This is a genomic window from Stenotrophomonas sp. IS26 (assembly GCF_054188265.1).
This window is the reverse complement of the sequence record NZ_JBSZJV010000014.1, coordinates 57091-78430: the sequence shown is the minus strand read 5'-3', so window position 1 is coordinate 78430 and position 21340 is coordinate 57091. Positions and strand designations below refer to the sequence as shown.

12 protein-coding genes and 1 pseudogene are annotated in these 21340 nt (G+C 67.0%); 2 read left to right on the top strand and 11 right to left on the bottom strand.

The genetic code is table 11. The features are described from left to right. The first annotated feature begins 45 nt into the window (after nucleotides 1-45). Entirely contained in the window at nucleotides 46-1638 is a 1593-nt protein-coding gene (locus tag ACW6W5_RS13095; protein ID WP_152153196.1) for a PQQ-dependent sugar dehydrogenase, read from the top strand. A gap of 58 nt (nucleotides 1639-1696) precedes the next feature. On the opposite strand, the gene ACW6W5_RS13090 is transcribed toward ACW6W5_RS13095, so the two are convergent. The 8 genes and pseudogenes from ACW6W5_RS13090 to ACW6W5_RS13055 all read right to left on the bottom strand — a co-directional run bounded on the left by ACW6W5_RS13090 (nucleotide 1697) and on the right by ACW6W5_RS13055 (nucleotide 14687). After that, complete coding sequence (locus ACW6W5_RS13090) at nucleotides 1697-2593, bottom strand: BRCT domain-containing protein (protein WP_152153194.1); 897 nt, start codon at nucleotides 2591-2593, stop codon at nucleotides 1697-1699. 221 nt (nucleotides 2594-2814) lie between these two features. Further along, nucleotides 2815-3678 carry an aldose epimerase family protein gene (locus ACW6W5_RS13085; protein WP_152153192.1) on the bottom strand — a complete coding sequence of 288 codons (864 nt, stop codon included), beginning with the start codon at nucleotides 3676-3678 and terminating at the stop codon, nucleotides 2815-2817. After that, entirely contained in the window at nucleotides 3668-4633 is a 966-nt protein-coding gene (locus ACW6W5_RS13080; RefSeq protein ID WP_319020624.1) for a glycoside hydrolase family 43 protein, read from the bottom strand. Before ACW6W5_RS13080 ends, ACW6W5_RS13085 begins: the two co-directional genes overlap by 11 nt. Nucleotides 4634-4660: 27 nt before the next feature. Continuing rightward, nucleotides 4661-6148: pseudogene (locus tag ACW6W5_RS13075) on the bottom strand (MFS transporter); the annotation flags it as partial. After that, entirely contained in the window at nucleotides 6141-8765 is a 2625-nt protein-coding gene (locus ACW6W5_RS13070; RefSeq protein ID WP_193222824.1) for a glycoside hydrolase family 3 protein, read from the bottom strand. The pseudogene ACW6W5_RS13075 and the gene ACW6W5_RS13070, both read right to left, overlap by 8 nt. A gap of 71 nt (nucleotides 8766-8836) precedes the next feature. Next, on the bottom strand, nucleotides 8837-10525 hold the full coding sequence (locus ACW6W5_RS13065; protein ID WP_152153188.1) for a glycoside hydrolase family 43 protein: 1689 nt from the start codon (nucleotides 10523-10525) through the stop codon (nucleotides 8837-8839). Beyond that, entirely contained in the window at nucleotides 10525-12537 is a 2013-nt protein-coding gene (locus tag ACW6W5_RS13060; protein ID WP_193222820.1) for a sialate O-acetylesterase, read from the bottom strand. Before ACW6W5_RS13060 ends, ACW6W5_RS13065 begins: the two co-directional genes overlap by 1 nt. After that, nucleotides 12534-14687, bottom strand: a complete 2154-nt coding sequence (locus ACW6W5_RS13055; protein ID WP_428999837.1) for an alpha-glucuronidase family glycosyl hydrolase — start codon at nucleotides 14685-14687, stop codon at nucleotides 12534-12536. Before ACW6W5_RS13055 ends, ACW6W5_RS13060 begins: the two co-directional genes overlap by 4 nt. A gap of 72 nt (nucleotides 14688-14759) precedes the next feature. Here ACW6W5_RS13055 and ACW6W5_RS13050 point away from each other — a divergent pair, with 72 nt between their 5' ends. Further along, entirely contained in the window at nucleotides 14760-15818 is a 1059-nt protein-coding gene (locus ACW6W5_RS13050; RefSeq protein WP_152153186.1) for a LacI family DNA-binding transcriptional regulator, read from the top strand. Between the two features lie 14 nt (nucleotides 15819-15832). Here the strand turns inward: ACW6W5_RS13050 and ACW6W5_RS13045 are convergent, their stop codons facing one another. From ACW6W5_RS13045 to xylB, 3 genes are read right to left on the bottom strand one after another with little or no spacing between them, the layout of a single operon-like run. Continuing rightward, entirely contained in the window at nucleotides 15833-18391 is a 2559-nt protein-coding gene (locus ACW6W5_RS13045; protein ID WP_152153184.1) for a glycoside hydrolase family 3 protein, read from the bottom strand. 22 nt (nucleotides 18392-18413) lie between these two features. Next, nucleotides 18414-19748 carry a xylose isomerase gene (xylA, locus tag ACW6W5_RS13040; protein ID WP_152153183.1) on the bottom strand — a complete coding sequence of 445 codons (1335 nt, stop codon included), beginning with the start codon at nucleotides 19746-19748 and terminating at the stop codon, nucleotides 18414-18416. A 44-nt stretch (nucleotides 19749-19792) separates the two neighbouring features. Then, nucleotides 19793-21286, bottom strand: a complete 1494-nt coding sequence (gene xylB / locus ACW6W5_RS13035) for a xylulokinase (protein WP_152153181.1) — start codon at nucleotides 21284-21286, stop codon at nucleotides 19793-19795. Nucleotides 21287-21340 lie beyond the last annotated feature (54 nt).

The following is a 21340-nucleotide window of genomic DNA, read 5'->3' as shown; positions in this document are numbered from 1 at the left end:
CCATTGCTACAGTGCGCCTTCGGCTTACCCTGACGAACTCCCTACATGCGCTCCTGGTTGCGAACGGTCTCCATCACCCTGGCTGCCTCCTTGGCTACCGCCGCTGTGGCCAGCCTGATGCAGACCCAGATCAATCTGCATGCGCTTACCCAGCTGGGCCTTGAGGTCAGCTGGCAGGCCCGGGCTGCCGTTACCGTGGAGGATCTGGCCCGGTTCGGACCTGTGATGGTTGGTTTTTCGCTGGCCGGCGGCGTCCTCGCGCTAGGTCTGCAGGCGGGCCTGCGGCGGTTGGGGTTGAGCGCCCTGCCCTGCGCGCTGCTCGCCAGTCTGGTTGGGTTGGCCATCGTGCTGGCGCTGCTGCGCAGCGTGATCCCGATGCCGGCGATCGCTGCGATCCGGGAGATGCCAGGCTTGGCCGTGCTCAGCTTGTGTGGGCTGGTGGGAGGATACGTGAGCCACACGCTGACGGCGCGTGCCGTGCGCGGGCCACGTCTGCACCGTGGCCTTGCTTACCTGCTGTCTGCCTGCCTGGTGTTGCTGCCGCTTGCGTCGTTCCTGTTGATGCACCCGAAGCCGGAACGGTCACAGCCGCCTGCGGCGTCGGGATACCAAGCGACCATCGTCGCCGACGGCCTCCAATGGCCCTGGTCGTTGGCGGAACTGCCGGACGGAAGACTGCTCGTCACCGAAATGGCTGGCCAGCTTAAGGTGATTGACCGGGCCGGCGACCGTGTGGGCGTCAACCTTTCCAAGATACCCGCCGGATATCAGCAGGAGCGCGTGATCGGTCTGATGGACATCGCCCTTTCACCCGATTTCGAGAAGGACCACCGCATCTATCTGACGCAGGGCTACCGTGATCCTCGCGGCGTGGGCGTCCGTTTGATACGTAGTGCGCTCAACTTCGCCGGCGGTGAGTGGTCGATAGATCAGGTGGAAATTCTATTCGAATCCACGCCAAAGCCCAGCGACGGCAACAACGGCGGGCGCTTGGCGTTTCTCGACACGCACACCCTGCTGATGACGGTGGGCGATGGGAGTGCACGCCGGGAGGAAGCCCAGAACCAAAGCAACTCGCTGGGCAAAGTGATGCGCATTTCGCTCGCCCCGAGTGCAAACGGCGCGGCCATATACACCTCAGGCCACCGCAACCCGCAAGGCATCGTGCGTGACCCCTTCACCGGCGCCGTGTATGTGAGCGAACACGGACCGCGCGGCGGCGATGAGCTCAACCGGCTTCGACCGGGTGGCAATTACGGCTGGCCGCTGGTCAGTCACGGAATCGATTACCCGTTTGCCCGGGTGAGCCCGTTTACGCATCACCAGGGGTTCGAGGACCCGGAGGTGATCTGGTCGCCGTCCATCGCACCCTCTGGCTTGGCCGTCTATCAAGGCGCCCTTTTCCAGGGATGGCAGGGCGATTTCCTGGTGCCGGCATTGCGTGAGCGGAGTGTCCGCCGCCTTGTTCGCGATGGTGACCGTGTAGTGCGCCAGGAGCTGTTGCTCGGTGAACTCGGCGAACGTATTCGTGACGTCAAGGTCGCTGGAGATGGTTCCATCTACGCGCTCACCGACGGGGTGGACGGGAAGCTGCTGCGGATGGTGCCAAGGGACCCCTTGAGCACGCCGCTCAAGTGACGCCGGCCGCGACGCTTGCGGTGTCGCGAGCGCTGGAACTATCGGGAATTCATGCCCACTAGCTGCCGTGATCGGCCAACGCATCGTGAAAGTCGAGCTCGTGGACGATGACAACCCGAGATCCTGCTTTACGCAGCTTAATGGCATTCTCGACCTTGCGTCCGTAGCACGCAAACGCCCAGCACGGATTCCCTTCTGCACCAATGACCAGGTAGTGGACTTTCTTTGAAGGCGATGAATGGGCCGATCCCCCAAGCCTCTTAACGACGCCTTCGAATTCGGCGCGGGTGAAGCGCGACGATGCGCCTGTAAAGCAGAAGCCCCTTTCCATGAAGCTGATCTCTGGATCCACCGCGCATAAGCCAACGATCTGCCGCCCTTCCAACACGCGCGGACTGGTGATTGTGCGGTCGTCAAGCAAGGGCGTGAACTCTGCGAAGAAAGCTTGGAGCATCGCGTGTTCCTTCGCGTCTATCTGTTTGTCGGCAAGCACCCCTGTGATCAGGCTGCCCACCTCGTCGAAGGGCCAGCATGTTTTCAGGTGCTCGTGATCTGCCATCCAATCGGACAGGGCGCGCAGCTCTTCCACGGAGATATGCGTGTCCGCGACGATGCCCCCCATGATGGCGTGCAACCGCTGCAGGTCGGCAGTCACGTCGTCGTAGAACTCAGTCGAGCGCAGGCGTTCACACAGCCACACGATGTCTGCGTGTTCTTCCTCGGTCAGGATGCCGTCGGCTACCGCGGCAGTGACAACCGGCACGAGCTCGTTGAAGGGGTGCTGGTCACGCACGGCGTCGTGCTCGGCCAGCCACAGATTGAGGTAGTCGAGCTCGAGGGCGTTGATCTGGCCGTCGATCACGATACCTTCGACGATGCCGATGAGCGCGTTGACGGACTTGTCCAGCCGGGCTTTCGAGGTGAACTTGAAATAGTTGCGGTGATCCGAGTGCATTGCGTTACGTCCCTGTTCAACGCCGTCCAGTGGCGTGTTGTGGAAACTTACCGCCTTATCGCCATCAGGCGCTAGAGCCGAGATTACACCCGCCCGGGACCGGTCACGGGCATTCTGGCAGCGTGCCCGCGCGTCCACGCGCTATGTGCAGGTTCTTGGGGGGTACCGGCTGGTAGAGGCAATGTCGCGTTTCGCTCCATCCCATGCTGCGCTGTCCCGCGTCATTCCGCGCGTGGGGTAGTTACATTGCCCCAACGCAGCTCGAACCTCAGTTCCAGCGTCTGCCCCGACTCCAGCCGCTTCGGCGCCAGCGTGAACCCATCAGGCGGCCCAGTCTGAGGCTCCACACAGGTCGCGTGCGCAGTCCCGTCATACACCACCCAGTGATCCGAGTCCGCCCGCAGCTCCAGCCGCTGCGCCCCAGACACCAGCACCACCTCAGCCTGGTTGATGAAACAGTCATCCCACGGCCCGGTCGCGGGCGCGGGCGCGACACAAGGCAATGTAGCGATGCCCTCCCCGTCCCGTGGATACATCGCACTCGGCGAGAACAGCAGCTGATCCGGCTTCCGGAACCACGGGTGCCAGCCAAGTACCGCCGGCATCGCCTGGTCGCCGGCTTGCACCGCCAGCCTCAGCTTCAGACGGTCGGGCAGCACATGGATCGCCTGCGTCGCACGCCCCCCGAAAGGCCAATGCCCATCCTCAGGAAGCGCCAGTGACAGCGTCGCGGTATCCGCCCCAAGATTTTCAATCCGCCACGGCCGCGAGAACCCTACGCCATGGATGGCATGCGCCCCAAGGTTCGGTGGGAGCTCAAACGCCTTGCCATCAAACACAAAGCGCCCCTGCCGAATCCGGCCCGCCCAAGGCACCATCGGATAGCACCCCCATCCAATGGCGGCCGCCCCACCCTCGTCCTCGCCCACCAGCCAGTCCACCCCGTCGTACCGCATCTGGGCGATACGGCCACCGGCGTCCGGTGCAAGCGCGACCTCCAGCCTGCCCGCGCGCAACCAGTACAGGCGCCCACCATGCAGGGGCGCCTGCGCATCATCCTTGGGTGACGCCGCTTCAAACGCCATACGGATCGATCGTCCGGATGCTGCCGTCCGCCTCCATGTGCAGCGGCGTGCACCTGACTGAGCGCAGATGGGTCACGCCGCCGGACAACAAGGCGTCGTGATAGAAGAGATACCACTGGCCCTCGAACGCGCAGATGGAGTGGTGCGTGGTCCAGCCCACCACGGGCTTCAGGATCACGCCGCCATAGGTGAACGGTCCGTACGGACTGTCGCCGATGGCGTAACACAGCAGGTGCGTATCACCGGTCGAGTACGACAGGTAATACCGCCCATCGTACTTGTGCAGCCACGGCCCTTCGAAGAACCGGCGCGCGTGGTCATCAGCCCGCAGCGGCTGTCCGTGCTCGTCCAGGATGACGATCTCGCGCGTGGGCTCCGCCAGTCGGGTCATGCCCGCGTCCAGCCGCGCTACACGCGGCCCCAGTGCAGGCGCATCGCCGGTGGGCTCCTCATGTTCCGCATCAAAGCGATTGTCCCGGTACTTCTGCAGTTGGCCGCCCCAGATGCCGCCGAAGTAAAGGTAATGCGCGCCGTCGTCGTCCTCGTACACGGCCGGATCGATGGAGTACGTGCCCTCGATCGGCTCGGGCTCGGCGGTGAACGGGCCTTCGGGACGATCCGCCACGGCGACGCCGATGCGGAACATGCCCTGCCCGTCCTTGGCCGGGAAATAGAGGTAGTAGCGGCCGTCGCGGTGGGCCGCATCCGGCGCCCACATCTGCTGCGCGGCCCAGGGCACGTCGCGCAGATGCAGCGCTAGGCCGCAGTCGGTGGCCTCACCTTCGGGGGAGTCCATCCGCAGCACGTGGTAATCCTCCATGCGGAAGTGGCCACCCTCGTCGTCGAAGGACGCGCCGCCGTCGATATCGTGCGACGGATAGAGGTACAGGCGCCCTTCGAACACATGGGCCGAGGGGTCGGCCGTGTAGATGTGGGTCACCAGCGGCGGGGAGATGGCATGCGCCGCGAGCCGATCAAGGGTGCTTCCCTGCCGACGCAGGTGCAGGTCCTGCTCGATGCGCGTCTCCATCCCTTTGTCGATCTTGTAGAGGAAGAGCAGTGCAACGGCGACCAGGAAGGGAATGGAGCAGTAGAGGCTCACCGTCAGGCGGATGCCGTCCACCACCGCCTGCGGCTGTTGTTCCGCGCCGGTCTGATAGCCGTGGTGCGCAAGAATGCCGGCGACCAGCGCACCGCCGATGCTGAGCCCGATCTTCAACCCGCATAGCATCGCGGAGAAGATGATCGCGGTGGCGCGGCGATGGTTCTTCCATTCGGAATAGTCGGCCACATCGGCGATCATCGCCCACAGCAGCGGGATGGTGATGCCGTAGCAGAACCCGTGCAGCATGAAGGCGCCGAAGGCCACGCCGACCCCCGTGGGCGGAAACAGGTAGAACGCCAGCAGGAACACGGTGGACGCCAGCAGTGCGCCACCGAATACGTCACGTTTGCCGAAGCGGTCGGCCAGGCGCCGGGAGACCCCGATGCCCAGGATCATGCACAGGATGCCGCAGGCGTTGAACAGGCTGAACGCCGAGGTCGCCGGGTCCTCCGGCCAGGTGAAGCCGGACAGGCCCCACCCGTTGAGTGTCGCGTTCAATCCGCCGATGAAGCGGTTGAAGCCGGTGGTGTCGAGGAAGCCCGCCAGCGCGGCCTCGCTCATGTAGTACTGGAAGTAGTAGATGTAGGTGCCGCCCTTCAGGGCCAGGTTGATGAAGACCAGCACCGTCAGGGCCAGCATCACCTTCCACGGCCGGTTGTGCAGCAGGTCGGACAGGTCCTGCATCACCCCGCCGGTCTGTTCCTTGGCCGGCACGATGCGCTCGCGCGTGGTGGCGAAGGTGACCAGGAAGAACAGCGTGCCCACCACCGCGAACACCGTCATCACCCGCTCGAAGCCCTGCACCCGATCCCCGTCGCCCAGGATCAGCACCAGCGGCAACAGCAGGACCTGGATGATGAACTGCGCGATCATCACCGCCACGAAGCGGTAGGCAGAGAGGCTGTTGCGCTGGGCCATGCTGCCGGTGAGCACGCCGCTGAGCGCGGAGTACGGCAGGTTGTTGGCCGCGTACACGAACATCAGCAGGCCATAGGTCACCAGCGCATAGAGAACCTTGCCCTGCGCACCCAGGTCCGGCGTGCTGAAGGCGAGCAGCGACAGCACGCCGAACGGGATCGCCGTCCACAGGATCCAGGGCCGGAACTTTCCCCACCGGCTGACGGTGCGGTCGGCGGCAATGCCGATCAGCGGGGTGAACACGAAGGCACCCAGCAGGCCGATCACGAAGATGATCGTGGCCGCCGTGGCGGGCGGCAACCGGTACACATCGGTATAGAAGAACGCCAGATAGGTGATCAGCGTCTGGAAGATCAGGTTGGCCGCAAGGTCGCCCAGGCTGTAGCCCAGCTTCTCCCGGACCGACAGCGTGTGCTCGGGGGTATCCCTGTGGGGGGCTTCAGTCACGATTCGCCTCCACCGTGAAGCGGCTCCGCACGCGGGCGTCGGCGCTTGAGCCGCCTATCCGCACCTCATACGCCCCGGCCGGAACGACATAGGTGCCGCGCGCGTCGTCGTACTCGCGCAGCGCCTGCTGCGCGTCCAGCTCGAAGGTCACGGTGCGCCGCTCTCCCGGCGTCAGGTGAACGCGCTGGAAGCCGCGCAACGTCTGTTGCGCATCGCCTGCACCCGCTGCAAGCCGCCGCACATACAGCTGCACCACTTCATCGCCCGCCCGCTTGCCGGTGTTGGCCACCTCCACCTGCACCTTGAGCGTGCCGTGGTCGGCCATACGGGGCGCATCGAGGCTTGGCTTGCCGTAGTCGAAACGGGTATAGGACAGGCCGTAGCCGAAGGGATACAGCGGCGTGCCGCGGAAATAGCGGTAGGTGCGGCCCTCCATCGCGTAATCATCGAACGCGGGCATTGCCTGGTCTGCGCGGTAGAACGTCACCGGCAGCCGCCCGCCCGGATTGACGTCGCCGAACAGCGCCTCGCCCACGGCGGTGCCGCCGCGTTGCCCGGGATACCAGCTCATCAGGATCGCGGACAGATTCGCCTGGGCCCACTCCACCGCCAGCGCCGATCCTCCCGTCAGCACCATCACCACGGGCTTGCCCGTGGCGTGCAGCGCTTCCAGCAGGGCGCGCTGGGTGGCGGGCAGGCGCAGGTCGGTGCGGTCGCCGCCGGCGAAGCCCGGATAGTTGACCGTCATCTCTTCGCCTTCCACGTCGCCGGTCAGGCCGCCGACGAACACCACCACGTCCGCACTCCGGGCGGCATCGACGGCTTCTTCGAACGGCGGCTTCGCCCCGGGCATGCGCCAGCCCAGCCGCACGCCGGCGTCGCGCTCGGCATCGTAGTACTCCAGCGTCAGCGCATAGGCACGGCCCGCCTGCAGGTCCAGATCGACACCGTCGCTGCGCAGGCGATCACTGTTGGCCCAGTGGTCCAGCACCCGCTTGCCATCCACGTAGAGGCGGAAGCCGTCGTCGGCCGCCGCCTCGATCCGGTAGCGGCCCGATACCGGCGGCAGCAGCTGGCCACGCCAGCGGATGCTGAAGCCATCGTTGGGAATGCCCTGCCCCGGCGCCGCTTCGCCGCGGGCCAGCAGGTTGTCGGTCGGCGAGCCGCGGTCCCAGCGGAACCCGATCTGGGCATCGGTGCGCACCAGCGCCGGCGTCCCTGACAGATCGGGCGTACGGAAGTACTCACCGCGCAGCCCACGTTCCGGGGAGTCGGCCGAGGGCCGCAGATACGCCGCCTCGATCAGCGGCGTCGCGCTGGGATCGTCGCGCCCTTCGACCAGGTCCACACCACGCGCATAGCGCACCTCGATGCCCTTCGCCGCATCGCGGATGCCCTGCAGGATCGTCACCGGTGCCGCCGGTGTGCCGAAGTAATTGCCGAGCAGTGCCATCGTGTCATCGGCCGTGGGGCCGACCACTGCGATGCGCTTGAGGTTGCGTGACAGCGGCAGCACGCCATCGTTCTTCAGCAGCACCAGTGATGCCTGCGCGGCCTTCAGGGCCAGCGCATCGTGCGCCGGGGCCTGGTTCACCGAGGCCGGAATCCGTGCCCAGCGCACGCGCTCGGGCGGATCGAACATGCCCAGCCGCATCCGCGCGGTGAACAGGCGCGTCACCGCATCGTCGATCTCGGCTTCGCTGATCAGGCCTTGGCGTACGGCGGCCGGCAGCGTGGCGTACTCCTGGCCGCACTCCAGCTCGGTGCCGTTCTTGACCGCCAGTGCCGCCGCAGCTTCGCGGGTGGGGACGATGTTGTGATGCTTCCAGATATCCACGATGGCCCAGCAATCCGACACCACGTAGCCCTTGAACCCCCACTCGCGGCGCAGCACGTCGCGCAGCAGGAACTGGCTGGCGCTGGCGGATTCGCCGTATACCCGGTTGTAGGCCCCCATCACCGCATCCACCTGGCCCTCCTTCACCAGCGCCTCGAACGCCGGCAGGTAGGTGTCGTACAGATCGCGCTTGCTGGGGCGGGCATCGAAGTGGTGGCGATCGGCCTCGGGACCGCTGTGCACGGCAAGGTGCTTGGCCGTGGCGTCCAGCTTGCGGTACACCGGGTCATCGCCCTGCAGGCCCTGCACGAAGGCGACGCCCATCCGCGCGGTGAGGTACGGGTCCTCACCGTAGGTTTCCTGGCCGCGTCCCCAGCGCGGGTCGCGGAAGATGTTGATGTTCGGCGACCAGTAGGTCAGGCCCTGATAGCGGCCATGCGCCCCCTCGCGCACGAACTGGTGATGCTTGGCTCGCGCCTCGTCGCTGATGGTGGTGGCCACCCGCCCCATCAACGGCACGTCGAACGTGGCGGCCAGCCCGATGGCCTGCGGGAACACTGTCGCCTGCCCTGCCCGCGCGACGCCGTGCAGGCCTTCGTTCCACCAGTCGTAGGCCGGAACGCCCAGGCGCTCGATGGCGGGCGCGGCATTCTGCATCTGGGCGGCCTTTTCTTCCAGGGTCATCTGCCCCACCAGCGCGGCGGCGCGGGTTTCAAAGCTGGCCGATGTATCCAGCCACGGCTGGGCCTCGGCGGCGTGACCGGTGCTCGCCACTGTCATGGCAGCGCACAGCGCCAGCGTGCGGAAGATGGGGCCGCGACGGCCGCGGTGGAGGGAAGACGTACGCGTCATCAGTTGCTCCTCAAAGCGCGCTCATCGCGCGCGAATGGTCCCAGCAGGGCGCCGACGAAGCCGCCTGCGCGATCCGTACTCAATACCGTTCCGTCCACGTCGCCCGCGAGGGTCTGCCAGCCACGCCCGTCGTCCGTATCGAACGCGAAGGCATAGCGCCCCTCGTCACCGGCGATCTTCAGGCGCAGCGACGTGGACGCCATCGCGGTGCGCGTGGCCAGGGTGCGGGTCGCCCCGCTGCCATCGCGCCCTTCCAGGAAGATCGCCACGCGATCCCCGCCGAGGCTGCGCACGCCCAGGAAGTACCAGTAACTCTCGCTCTGGAACGCAGCAAGGCCCGCCGCCACACCCGTCGCCGGCCGCGTCATGTCGGTGCTGGCCTCGAAGCGCAGATGCTGCTGACGGCGGCCAAGGAAGGCAGGGTTACGCAGCGTGTCGAGGTTCTCCGGCAGCGGATGCACGGCCAAGCTGCCCGGACGCCGGCCCAGGTCTGCCCATGACTGTTTGGGGACGCGCACCTGCACCCATCCGGTGCCAAGCGTGGGTGCATCGAAGTCGTCGCGATCGACGAAGTTGCCGGTTGATGGGGCCTGCGAGGCATCGCCCTGCATCCACGATGGCGCCTTGACCACGTACGGAATGACCTGGTCGGCAGGCAGGATCACCGGCCAGCCATCCCGCCACTGCACGGGCAGCAGATACGTCTCCCGCCCTGTGTTGTAGTGGCGCGTCTGGTAATTGCGACTGGCCAGGAACACCGCCCACCAGGCGCCGTCCGGACCTTCCACCAAGTCGGCGTGCCCGGCGTTGGTGATCGGCAGCGGCCGGTCGTCCGGCAGGTCGCGCTGGGTGAGAATCGGATTGCCCGCATACGGGAGGTACGGCCCCCAGACCTCGCGGCTGCGCAGGACCACCTGGGAATGCTGCGGCCCGGTGCCACCCTCGGCGTCGGAGAGGTAGTACCAGCCATCGCGCTTGAAGACATGCGGCCCCTCGATCCAGATCGGGTTCTTCGCCGGCTCCACCCCGCCGTCGATGAGCACCCTGCGCGGCCCTATCGGCTTGAACGCGGTCAGATCGATCTGCTGCATCCAGATGGCGCGGTGGCCTTCGTAGCGCTGCGGACCGGGCGGCACATCGTTGTTGACCAGGTAGACGGCGCCGTCGTCGTCGAAGAACAGCGACGGGTCGATGCCCTCCACGCTGGGCAGCCAGTGTGGGTCGGACCAGGGGCCGGCAGGGTCGCGCGCGGTCGCGATGAAGTTGCCGCCACTGTCGACGGCCGTGGTGACCACATAGAACATGCCGTCGTGGTACTCGATCGCCGGCGCGAAGATGCCACGGGAGACGTTCAGGCCATCGAAGTCCAGCTGCGTGGGGCGATCGATCACGTTGCCGATCTGCTTCCAGTGCACCAGATCGATGCTTTCGAATACCGGAATACCCGGGAAGTAGGTGAAGCTGGAAGTGACCAGATAGAACCGGTCATTGGCGCGGACGATGCTCGGGTCCGCATGGAAGCCGGCCAGGATCGGGTTGCGGTAGTGACCGGCGGGCAGCGGAGTCTCGAAGGCCGCGTCGTGACCGGCATATTCGAACCAATCGAAGTAGACCGGCGGCGCCGGCGTGGCACCGAGCGATGGCGCAGCAGGCAGCAGCAGGAGCAGCGTGGCAATCAGCAGGCGCATCAGGGGACCTCCGCGGCGGTGAGGGAAATCTCGAAGGGGCCGGCCGGCGCATCGCTGCTGTCGCGCAGCGTGCAGACGGGACCGTCCGCCCAGCAATAGCGCACACGCAACGCGCCGCTCCGGTAGTGCCGGCCGCTGGCCGGCTCCACGCAATCCATGCAATCCAACACAACCTCACGCCCCTCCAGCACGGCCTCGGCATAGTCGCAATGCCGCGCATCGGCATCACAGAGCTCGAATCCTATGGGGCCGTTCGCACCGGTCGTGGCCAGGGTGCCGGTGACGTTGTCGAACGCGAGCCTTGTTTCGCCCTGCGCGCGCGACGCCGTGCGAACCGTCGGGCCGGAAGGTGCCAGCGCCCGTTCGCCGTAGACCACGTGACGCGCCACCCGGGCGAGGCGCCGGCCCAGCTCCTGTTTGTTGGGCGGGTGGATGTCGTACGCGTCGCCGATGTCGATCGCCACCGCGAGCCCGGTATGCGGGTCTTCCGCCGCGACGCGGCGCTGCGCCTCGCGCACCTGTGCCCAGCCACTCTCGCCCGGGGCTTGAGGCGGCTGCCCATAGCCGGCCAACTGCACCACCAGCAGCGGCATCCGCGCACCGAACCGGCTGCGCCAGTCATCGCGCAGGCTGCGCAGCCGGTTGGCATAAGCGGCGCCGTCACCCGTGTTGGACTCGCCTTGGTACCAGAGCATTCCACGCAGGCCATAGCCGCCGAGCGGCGCGATCATGCCGTTGTACAGCGTCGACAGACCCGTGGCGGCATGCCAGGGCGCCAGCGGCGGTGCCTGTGCACCGGCCGCCACCCGGTAGTGCCACGGCGCGTCCAGGACGATGCGCGTGCCGTCGTCCAGCTCCACCGCATGGGCGTCGGCCGGTCCCGACAGCCCACCCTCGCCGTAGGTATCCAGCACGTTGATCACCACCGTGTTCTCGCCGGCGTTCAAGAGACCGGCGGGAAGGGTATAACGCCGCGCCTCCGCTGCACCGTACTGGCTGCCCACCGCCACGCCGTTGACCCAGGTCATGTCCGTCTCATCGACGGCGCCCAGCGCAAGCCGTGCGCCCTGCGCCGCCTGCGCGGCGGTCAGCGTGACCTGGGTGCGGTACCAGACCATGCCGTTGTAGTCGGCAAGCGCCGGCACGCCCCAGCGCTCCCATGCGCCCAGCGCGGCGGGGGCCGTGTGCCATGCCGTGTTGTCTTCGCCCGGCTGCCAGGGAGTGTCGCCTTGCAAGGCTCCGTCGCGCATCGACCACCACTGCTGCCATACCTCGCCCCAGCCCGCGGTTGCCGCCGCAGGGTTGCTTGCGTAGACCGTGAGCAGGTCAAGCGCGGGGTCCATGCCGCCCTGCATACGCAGCGCGTCGGCGCTGGTCCACGCCTCGATCCGCGAGCCGCCCCACGCCGCCTGGATCAGCCCCATCGGGACGTCGACGGTCTTCTGCAGTTCACGCGCGAAGTAGAAGCAGGCGGCGGAAAAGTCGCGCACCGCGGCTGGCGACGCCGGCTTCCACGCGGTCGGCGCCGGGAACGTGCTCTGCGGCGTAACGGCTGCCGCCTTGGGCACGGTGAACAGGCGGATCGTCGGGTGCGTGGCGGAGGCGATCTCACTGTCTGCGTCGAGCGCGCGCCACACCGGCAGTTCCATGTTCGACTGCCCGGAACACAACCAGACATCGCCCATCTGTACGTCATGCACGTTCTGGGTGGCCGTCCCTGCGCGGACGGTCATGTCGTGAGGGCCGCCGGCGGGAATGGGTTTCAGCGTTGCATGCCACTGGCCGCCGGCGTCCGCGCGCGTGGTGACGGTTTGTCGCGCGAAGACCACGGAGACCGGGGTGCCGGGCGCAGCATGGCCCCAGACCGGAATCGGCTGGTCGCGCTGCAGCACGGCGTGATCCTGGAACAGCGGATGCAGCAGCGGTGTTGCCGGTTCCTGTGCCACGGCCGTCATGGCAGCGCATGCCACGGCGGTCGCCAGCATCCAGACGATCACCCGTGTCCGACTCATCGCCCATCTCCCGGCGCGGAAGGAAACTGCAGGCGCTGGTACCACGCCAGCGCGTGTGGCGGCGCGGTTTCGCCCGCAGGCAAGGGCCTGCCGCTGACCGACTGGAAGTACGCGACACTGGCATCGCGCCACCACTGCGCTTCGCGCCGCTGGATGCCGAGGAAGGCGGCGACCTGCGCATGCCGCTGCGCATCCACCCTGCCCTGCAGGCCTGCCCAGGTGGCCTGCATGCCCTCTACCTGGCGTACACCCAGGGAGTAACGCCCCACCAGTTCGTCCCACAGCGGTCGTCCTGAGGCCGTGCGGTGATCCCACGGGACATGGTGGAACCACAACAGCAGCGGCTCCGGCACCCGTGCCAGGTCGCCGTACACGGCGGCCACCTCGGGGGAGTACTGGGCCACCGCGTTGCTGCCGCGCGCGGTGCGATCGAAGCCGATGCCATCGCGGTCGGCGCGGTGGTAGTACACGGCGGTCCAGTCCGCGCGCGGACCGCCGTCCACCCAGGGGCCCGGCCCGTAATGGTGCCCGCGCGCCATCAGGTGGTGCAGGCCCAGCGGCGTCATGTAGTTCACCGCGGTCTCGCGCGAGGCCATCATCATGTCGACGATGGGCGCCACCACCTCGGGATCCGGCGCAAACGTCATCGCTGCCCAGTCCGCCGCGATGTCGCGGGCGGACTGGTCCGGATTCCAGGCAAGACGGCCGAAGGCGTACCAGTTGGCCTGGTCGAAGTGCGACCCACTCCAGGTGCGATCGCTGCCGATGTTGGCAACGCCGGCGATCCCGGTCAGGAGCTGCGCGACCGTGGCGCCCGCGCTGCCTGCATGGGTATCGGACTGCAGCACCTCCTCGTACAGCGGCCCCAGGTACACCAGATGTGTGGCGAAGCCGAGATACTCCTTGGTGATCTGGACCTCCATCATCAGCGGCGTGCGTGGCATGGCCCCGAACAGGGGATGAAACGGCTCCCGCGGCTGGAAGTCGATGGGCCCGTTCTTTACTTGCACGATCACGTTCGGGCGGAAGTCACCGTCCAGGCCGGCAAATTCGGTGTAGGCCTGCGTGGCGCGGTCCTCGGGCACCTCATGCGCGTAGACGAAGGCGCGCCACATCACCACGCCGCCATGCGGTGCCAGCGCGTCAGCCAGCAGATTGGCGCCGTCCGCATGCGAGCGGCCATAGTCCTGCGGTCCGGGCTGTCCTTCCGAATTGGCCTTGACCAGAAAGCCGCCGAAATCCGGAATGCGTGCGTAGATCTCGTCGGCCTTGTCGCGCCACCAACGCTGCACGGCCGGGTCGAGCGGATCGGCGGTTTTCAGCCCGCCCAGCTCGATGGGGGCGCTGAAGCGCGCGCTCAGGTACACGCGGATGCCGTACGGCCGGAACATGTCCGCCAGCGCGGCCGCTTTGATGAGATATGCCGGAGCAAGGCTCTGCGCGCTCGCGTTTACATTGTTCAGTACGGTGCCGTTGATGCCGAGCGAGGCGTTGGCACGCGCATAGTCCGTATAGCGTGGGTCCCGCCACTCCGGCAGGGTCTGCCAGTCCCACAGCGAGCGGCCCGCATAGCCGCGCTCCACGTAGCCGTCCAGGTTGTCCCAGTGGTCGAGCACGCGCAGCCCGAGCCGTGGCGATTCGCGAACCTCGAGGTCATCGAGTGACGCACCGGTCTGCAGCAGTCGCAGCAGATGGAACACGCCATACAGCACCCCGATATCCTGGCGTGCGGCCAACAGCAGCGCCTCGCGCCCGCCGATGTGCGCACGCCTGAGCAGGTAGCCGTCGTCGCCGAGTGATTCCATCTCCTTGCGGAGCGGCGCGATCACGGCCGACGAATCGGGGGTGCCCAGCACCACGCTGGCCTCCGCGCTGGGCGCGATCTGCATCCGCGGCGCGCGACCCAGCAGGCCGGTGAGGCCACGTACAAGCTCCTCGCGCGCGGCACGCTGCGTCGGGGTCTGATCGGGGGCCACGACCCCGCCCAGCCGTGTCCGGTAGTCGGTCGCGAGGGCAGGTTCCAGCGGTGCGTAGCGCAGCCAGAGGGCGTAGCCGTCCTCTGCGCGCACGCTGCCCGCGCAGGCGAAAAGTGCCAGGGCGACACCCAACATCCAGTGACACCGCTCGACATTCCAGCGGAGCAGCAGCATTGCCAGCAAACCTTGTAAGCTGCGGACGTGCCCGCCTTGCGGCAGCGTCACAAAGAAGAAAGGCAACGCGTATTGGACAAGCCGAAGAAATCGGTCCGCCGCAAAACCAGCGGTGTGACGATCGACGAGGTGGCGGCGCTGGCCGGGGTATCGCCGATGACCGTGTCGCGCGCGATCAACCAGGGCAAGGTGCGCGATGTCACCCGCGAGCGCGTGATGCGCGCGGTGCGCGAGCTGGGTTATGCGCCCAACCTGGCGGCGAGTTCGCTGGCCGCCGCGCAGCACACGCGCATTGCGCTGATCTACACCAATCCCAGCGGTGCCTACCTGCGGGAGCTGTTGGTCGGCCTGCTGCGGGTTGCCTCCAACGCCGCCATCCAGCTGGTCATCCACTACTGGGACAACTTCGATCCCGACGCCGAGCGCAAGGCCGCACGTGCCTTGGGCGGACGCGTGGATGGCGTCATCCTGCCGCCGCCATTGTGCGAATCGCAGGCTGCCGTGACCGAGCTGGTCAAGGCAGGCATCCCGGTGGTCGCGATCGCATCGGGTCACCTCAGCAACGATATTTCCTGCGTGCGCATCGACGATTTCCACGCGGGCAAGCAGATGGCCGAGCACCTCATCCAGCACGGTCACAGCCGTATCGGTTTCATCTGTGGCCGCACCGATCTCAGCGCGAGCGCGCGGCGCTACGATGGGTTTGTCAGCGCCCTGCATGACGCAGGCCTGCAGGTGGAACCCGGCCTCATCCAGCAGGGGGACTACACCTACCGTTCGGGGCTTGCCGCGACAGAGAAGCTGCTGTCCCACCGCCGGCCGCCGACCGCGATCTTCGCCAGCAACGACGACATGGGCGCGGCGGTGATCTCCGTCGCACACCGGCGCGGCCTGGAGGTGCCGCGCGACCTGTCGGTGGTGGGCTTCGATGACACCTCGGCCGCAACCACCGTCTGGCCGGAACTCACCACCATTCATCAGCCGATCGCCTCGATGGCCGATGCAGCCATCGATATCCTGCTGCGCACCATCCGCCGCAGGACGGATGATAGCCGCGTGTTGACCGACCACGTCGTGCCACACCGGCTGGTGATGCGCGATTCGGTCGCGAGCCCACCCAAGCGCCGATGACGCAGGGCGCATTGTCACGCGCCCGGGCATGCGATGGTGGTCTCGGCTTCATTCAAGGCACCCAGCGCGACGCGTGACACCGAGACGGTCATGGTTCCCGACGTTGCCAGCGACCAGGGGCGATCCAGCTTGCCGACCTCCGCGCCGGCCGCCGCCAGGCATTTCAACGGCACCCCCACGCGCGTCCATTTGCCTGCGGGCAGGCTCGCCAGTGCCGGTCCGATCGCAATGCGCGCCGAGCAGCCCGTGCCGCAACCGACCGCCAACCAGGCCTCGCCATGCGGGGCGGCGTCAACGCGCAGCGTGGTCAACAGCATCAGATCGCCGTTGCTCTCGCGCTGCAGGTCCAGCGGCGTGTGCGATTGCAGCGCGACGATCGCCTCCCCCTTGCCCGACCACGCAAGCCGACGGCCATCTTCCTGCGCCAGGTGATCCACGCCGGTGACCTTCAGCAGATCGCCCTCGAGCGATTCGGGCACCTGGGTGACGGTCACCCCCTGCCCTGTGCTGTCCTCCAGCCGCAGGGCCATGCCGGAGCCGGCATCCCCGCGCGCAAAGAACACACCGGCCGCCCCTTCGTTGCCGGTGACGCCCGACGCTTCCGGCAGCGCGGCCAGATCGCCATTGTCGGCATAGGTCAGGCCGAAGCCGAAGGCGAACTGCGGGTTGTAGTCCTTCTGCCCGACATTGTTGGCGTACTGCGTTGCCGTGCGCGGCCAGCTGAAGCTCAGCTTTCCCTTGAAGTCGTGCTGCACGCTGCCGTCCGGTCTGCGCAGCAGCACATCGGCAATACTGGCGCCTTCCGAGCCGGGCAGCCATGCCGCTACGAAGGCATCGGCGGCGTTGATCTCACGGTTCACCCACAGTGGCCGCCCGCTGAGGAACACCGCCACCACCGGAATGCCGTCGGCCTTGAGCCGCTTGAGCATCGCAAGATCCGTGTCATCTCCCGGCTTGTACGCCAGCGTGGGCAGATCGCCCTGGAACTCGGCATAGGGGTTCTCGCCGAACACCACCACGGCCACATCCGGCTTCGTCGTGTATCTGCCATCCACCGCAAACAGCGCCTCGCCGCCGGCGGCCTTCGCCTGCTGTGCAATGCCTTCGTAAATCGTATCGGCATTCGGGAAGTCGTTGCGGGTGGTGCCGGTGCCCTGCCAGTTCAGCGTCCAGCCGCCGGACTGCTTGCCGACATCGTTGGCGCCATCGCCGGCCACCAGGATGCGTTGCTTCGGCGACAGCGGCAGTACGCCGCCCTGGTTTTTCAGCAGTACCAGCGATTCGCGCACCGCCTGGCGTGCAACCTCGCGATGGGCCGGCGCACCGATCAGCGCGAACTGGCCGCCGACCGCGCGCGACGACGGTTTGCCCGCTTCGAACAAGCCGAGTCTCATCTTGACCCGCAGGATCCGGCGCACGGCGTCATCCAGGCGCTCCTGGGTGATGGTGCCGGCCTTGACCGCCGCCAGTGTGGTTTCGTAGAAGCCCTTCCAGCTGTCCGACGCCATGGCCATGTCCAGGCCGGCGTTGATGGTGGCCGGGCAATCGGTGGTGGTGCAGCCTTTGACCTGCCCGTGGCCATTCCAGTCGCCCACCACGAAACCACCGAAATTCATGCGGCCCTTCAGCGCGTCCGTCAGGTACCCGGTGTGCCCGTGCATCTTTTCGCCGTTGACGCTGTTGAACGAGGCCATGACCGTCTGTGCGCCAGCCGCGATCGCTGGCGGGTAGCCGGCGGCATGGATGCGGACCAGCTCGGCCTCGCTGATCCGGGTATCGCCCTGGTCCTTGCCATCGGTGGTGCCGCCGTCACCGAGGAAGTGTTTGACCGAGGCGATGACATGACGGCCGTCAAGGAAGGCTGGCGAGCCCACCTTGCCCTGCAGGCCCTCGACCATCGCACCGGCATAGCTGGCCACCACCTCGGGCGATTCGGAATACCCTTCGTAGGTACGTCCCCAGCGATCGTCCTGCGGTACCGCCACGGTGGGCGCGAACGCCCACTCCATCCCGGTCGCGCGGGTTTCCAGGGCGGTGATCTCACCGATGCGGCGCAGCAGTTCCGGGTTGCGGGTCGCGCCCAGGCCGATGTTGTGCGGGAACAGGGTCGCGCCGATGATGTTGCTCTGGCCATGCACCGCGTCGATACCGAACAGCACTGGAATCGCCTTGCCGCCGTGCGAGGTATCCATCGAAGCGGCATGGAACGCATCGGCCAGCGCCAGCCATTCGGCAGGCGAGGCATCGTAGCGGCCGCCGGGGTCGGAGTTGCCCCCGGCCAGGACCGAGCCCAGCCGGTACCGGCGCAGGTCCTCCGGCGTGATGCTGGCAATATCCCCCTGCACCAGCTGGCCCACCTTATCCTCCACCGTCATGGTGTCCATGAGGTCGGTGATCCGCCTTTCCAGTGCGGCATCGGGCGGCAGCGGCCAGGTCACCGCCGGCCATGGGTTGGCCGGGGCCTGGGCCTGGGGAGGTGCCGCGGCCTTGTCCTCGCCCTTGCAGGCGGCAAGCGCAAGCAGCAGCACCGACACCAGAAAACCGGTGCGGCACGTGGGGTGGTGGTGGGTCATGGTGCTCTCCATGCCGCCGCGCTCAGCGCAGCAGGTACTGGTTGATCAGGTTTTCGTAGCGTTCCTGCTTGCCGCTGGTCTGCCGGGGCTCGCCACCCTTGGCACCCAGCGCGGCCAGATCGATGAGGCTGAGCCCGCCGCGCTCAAACTCCTTGCCGGCACCGCTGTCGAAGCTGGCATAACGCTCCTTGCGCCACTGCTCCCACGGCGATTCGTGCAGCAGGGCGTGGGCGACTTCCAGCCCGCGGGCGAACGCATCCATGCCGCCGATATGGGCAATGAACAGGTCGTCCAGGTCGGTCGATTCACGGCGGACCTTGGCGTCAAAGTTCAATCCGCCTTCCAGCCCACCCTGCCGCAGCACCACCAGCATGGCGCCCACGGTGTCGTACAGGTCGCTCGGGAACTGGTCGGTATCCCAGCCGTTCTCGGCATTGCCGCGGTTGGCGTCGATGCTGCCCAGCAGGCCGCTGTCCGAGGCGACCTGCAGATCGTGTTCGAAGGTGTGGCCGGAGAGCGTGGCGTGGTTCGCCTCGATGTTGAGCTTGAAGTCCTTGTCCAGGCCATGCGCCTTGAGGAAGCCCGCCACGGTCGCGCTGTCGAAATCGTACTGGTGCTTCATCGGCTCCATCGGCTTGGGCTCGATCAGGAAGTTCCCCTTCAGGCCGATGCTGCGGCCGTAGTCCCGCGCCATGGTGAGGAACCGTGCGAGGTGGTCGACCTCGCGCTTCATCTGCGTGTTCACGAGCGAGGCGTAGCCTTCGCGGCCACCCCAGAACACGTAATGCTCGCCACCCAGTTCAACCGTCGCCTCCAGGGCCGCCTTCACCTGCACCGCCGCCCGCGCCACCACCGCGAAATCGGGATTGGTCGAGGCACCGTTCATGTAGCGCGGGTGCGAGAACAGATTGGCGGTGCCCCACAGCAGTTTCATTCCAGTGGCGTCCTGGCGCGCTTTGGCCAGGCCCACCATGTGCTTGAGGTTCTTTTCGTACACGCCGACATCGTCGGCATCCGGCGCCAGGTCGATGTCGTGGAAGCACCAGTACGGCACGCCCAGCTTGGTGAAGAACTCGAAGGCCGCATCCACCTTGGCCTCGGCGGTCGCCATCGGCGAGCTGGCTTCCCAAGGGAAATGGCGGGTGCCTGGACCAAACGGATCATGCCCGGCGTTGCAGAAGGTGTGCCAGTAGCAGACCGCAAAGCGCAGGTGCTCCTGCATGGTCTTGCCGCCGATGATCTTGTTGGCGTCATAGACCTTGAAGGCGAGCGGGTTGTCCGAGTCCCGGCCTTCGAAGGGGATGCGGCCGATGCCGGGGAAGTATTCCTTGGCGCCGATGAAGGGCTGCGTGCTCATGGTGGCTCGTCCTGTCGTTGTGCGAGGGGTCGCGGAAAGGGGGATCAGCCGCGATACAGCGGCGTGAGGGCGTCGAGATGACGCAGGAAACGTGCATATGCGGTGGCATAGGCCTGGGCGCGCGCCGGATCCGGGCGCGCGGACAGCTGCGGCGCGAGCGCGACATGCTGGTCAGCGATAGCGGCGATGGAGGTGGCATCACCGCGTGCCTTGCCGAAGGCCCACAGGGCCTGCAATGCGGCGCCGAACGCCGCGCCTTCGGCGTGGATCGGCACATCCACCGGCAGGCCGAATACATCGGCCACCAGTTGCCGCCACTCGGTGCTGTTGCTGCCACCGCCGGTCAGCACGATGCGCTCGAACGACATGCCGGCGCGCACGAAGGCATCAAAGCCGTACTTCAGGCTGTACGTCGCCCCTTCCATGGCCGCGCGATAGAAATGCGCCGGGGTCATGTTGGTGGTGTCCAGCCCCGCCAGCACGCCCTTGCCGAGCGGCAGATCCGGCGTGCGCTCGCCGTTGAGGAACGGCAGCATCACCAGGCCGTCGGCGCCGGGCGACGTGGCGCGCAGGTGGCCATCGCCGTAGCGGGTGCTGAAGCCGAAGGCGTCGGCGACCTGTTCGGTCACCACCGTGCAGTTCATCGTGCAGATCAGGGGCAGCCAGCCGCCGGTGGAGGAGCAGAACGCGGCCCACGCCCCGTCGGGATCGACCACGGGCGTGTCGGAGCAGGCAAACAGGGTGCCCGAGGTGCCCAGGCTCATCGCCAGGCGGCCCGGTGCAACGCAGCCGGTACCGATGGCCGCCATCATGTTGTCACCGCCCCCAACGGCAACCTTCACGGTGTTGGGCAGCCCCAGTCTGGCCGCCGCGGCCGGATCGATGTCGAACAGCTCGTCGGGTGCGGCGATCCGCGGCAGGCAGAGCGCAAGGTCACGCTCCGGATCGGTCGCGCGCAGCAACTCGGCCGACCACGTGCGGGTGCGCACGTCCAGCCAGCCCGTGCCCGACGCATCTCCGTATTCGCAGAAGCGCTGGCCGGTCAGCACGAGGTTGAGATAGTCGTGCGGCAGCAGGATCGTTGCGAGCCTGGCGTAGGCCTCGGGCCGGTGCGTCTTCGTCCAGGGCAGTTTGGACGCGGTGTAACCGGTAAGGACGGGGTTGCCGGCGAGCGCGATGGTGCGCGCTGTTCCGCCGACCGCCTCCATGATCTGCACGCACTCGGCCGAGGTGCTGGTGTCGCACCACAGTTTGGCCGGTGCCAGGACCTGCCCGGCGGCGTCGACGGGTACGAAGCCGTGCTGTTGGCCCGAGACCGCCAGCGCGCAGATGCGGGACCTGATCTTGGAATCGATCGCACGGAAGCAGGCCTGAAGGGCTGCGACCCATGCTGCCGGGTCCTGTTCACGGCTGCCATCGGCAGTGGAGATCAGTTCCAGGGGCGCGCTGGCGCTGGCAATGAGATGCCGCCCGGCAGGCTCGTACACCACGACTTTCAGACTCTGCGTACCTGCATCGATTCCAGCAACCAGATCCATGTAGTCCATCCCGTGGGTGTTTGAAGGTAGCGCTACCATTTCCGGGCAACAGCG

Bases quoted from the DNA above. Each gene is read 5' to 3' on its own strand.
- ACW6W5_RS13085 (WP_152153192.1), bottom strand. From the start codon at position 3,678: ATGGCGTTTGAAGCGGCGTCACCCAAGGATGATGCGCAGGCGCCCCTG.
- ACW6W5_RS13055 (WP_428999837.1), bottom strand. From the start codon at position 14,687: ATGCTGCTGCTCCGCTGGAATGTCGAGCGGTGTCACTGGATGTTGGGT.
- ACW6W5_RS13045 (WP_152153184.1), bottom strand. From the start codon at position 18,391: ATGACCCACCACCACCCCACGTGCCGCACCGGTTTTCTGGTGTCGGTG.
- ACW6W5_RS13065 (WP_152153188.1), bottom strand. From the start codon at position 10,525: ATGCGCCTGCTGATTGCCACGCTGCTCCTGCTGCTGCCTGCTGCGCCA.
- ACW6W5_RS13095 (WP_152153196.1), top strand. From the start codon at position 46: ATGCGCTCCTGGTTGCGAACGGTCTCCATCACCCTGGCTGCCTCCTTG.
- ACW6W5_RS13060 (WP_193222820.1), bottom strand. From the start codon at position 12,537: ATGAGTCGGACACGGGTGATCGTCTGGATGCTGGCGACCGCCGTGGCA.
- ACW6W5_RS13070 (WP_193222824.1), bottom strand. From the start codon at position 8,765: ATGACAGTGGCGAGCACCGGTCACGCCGCCGAGGCCCAGCCGTGGCTG.
- xylB (WP_152153181.1), bottom strand. From the start codon at position 21,286: ATGGATCTGGTTGCTGGAATCGATGCAGGTACGCAGAGTCTGAAAGTC.
- xylA (WP_152153183.1), bottom strand. From the start codon at position 19,748: ATGAGCACGCAGCCCTTCATCGGCGCCAAGGAATACTTCCCCGGCATC.
- ACW6W5_RS13090 (WP_152153194.1), bottom strand. From the start codon at position 2,593: ATGCACTCGGATCACCGCAACTATTTCAAGTTCACCTCGAAAGCCCGG.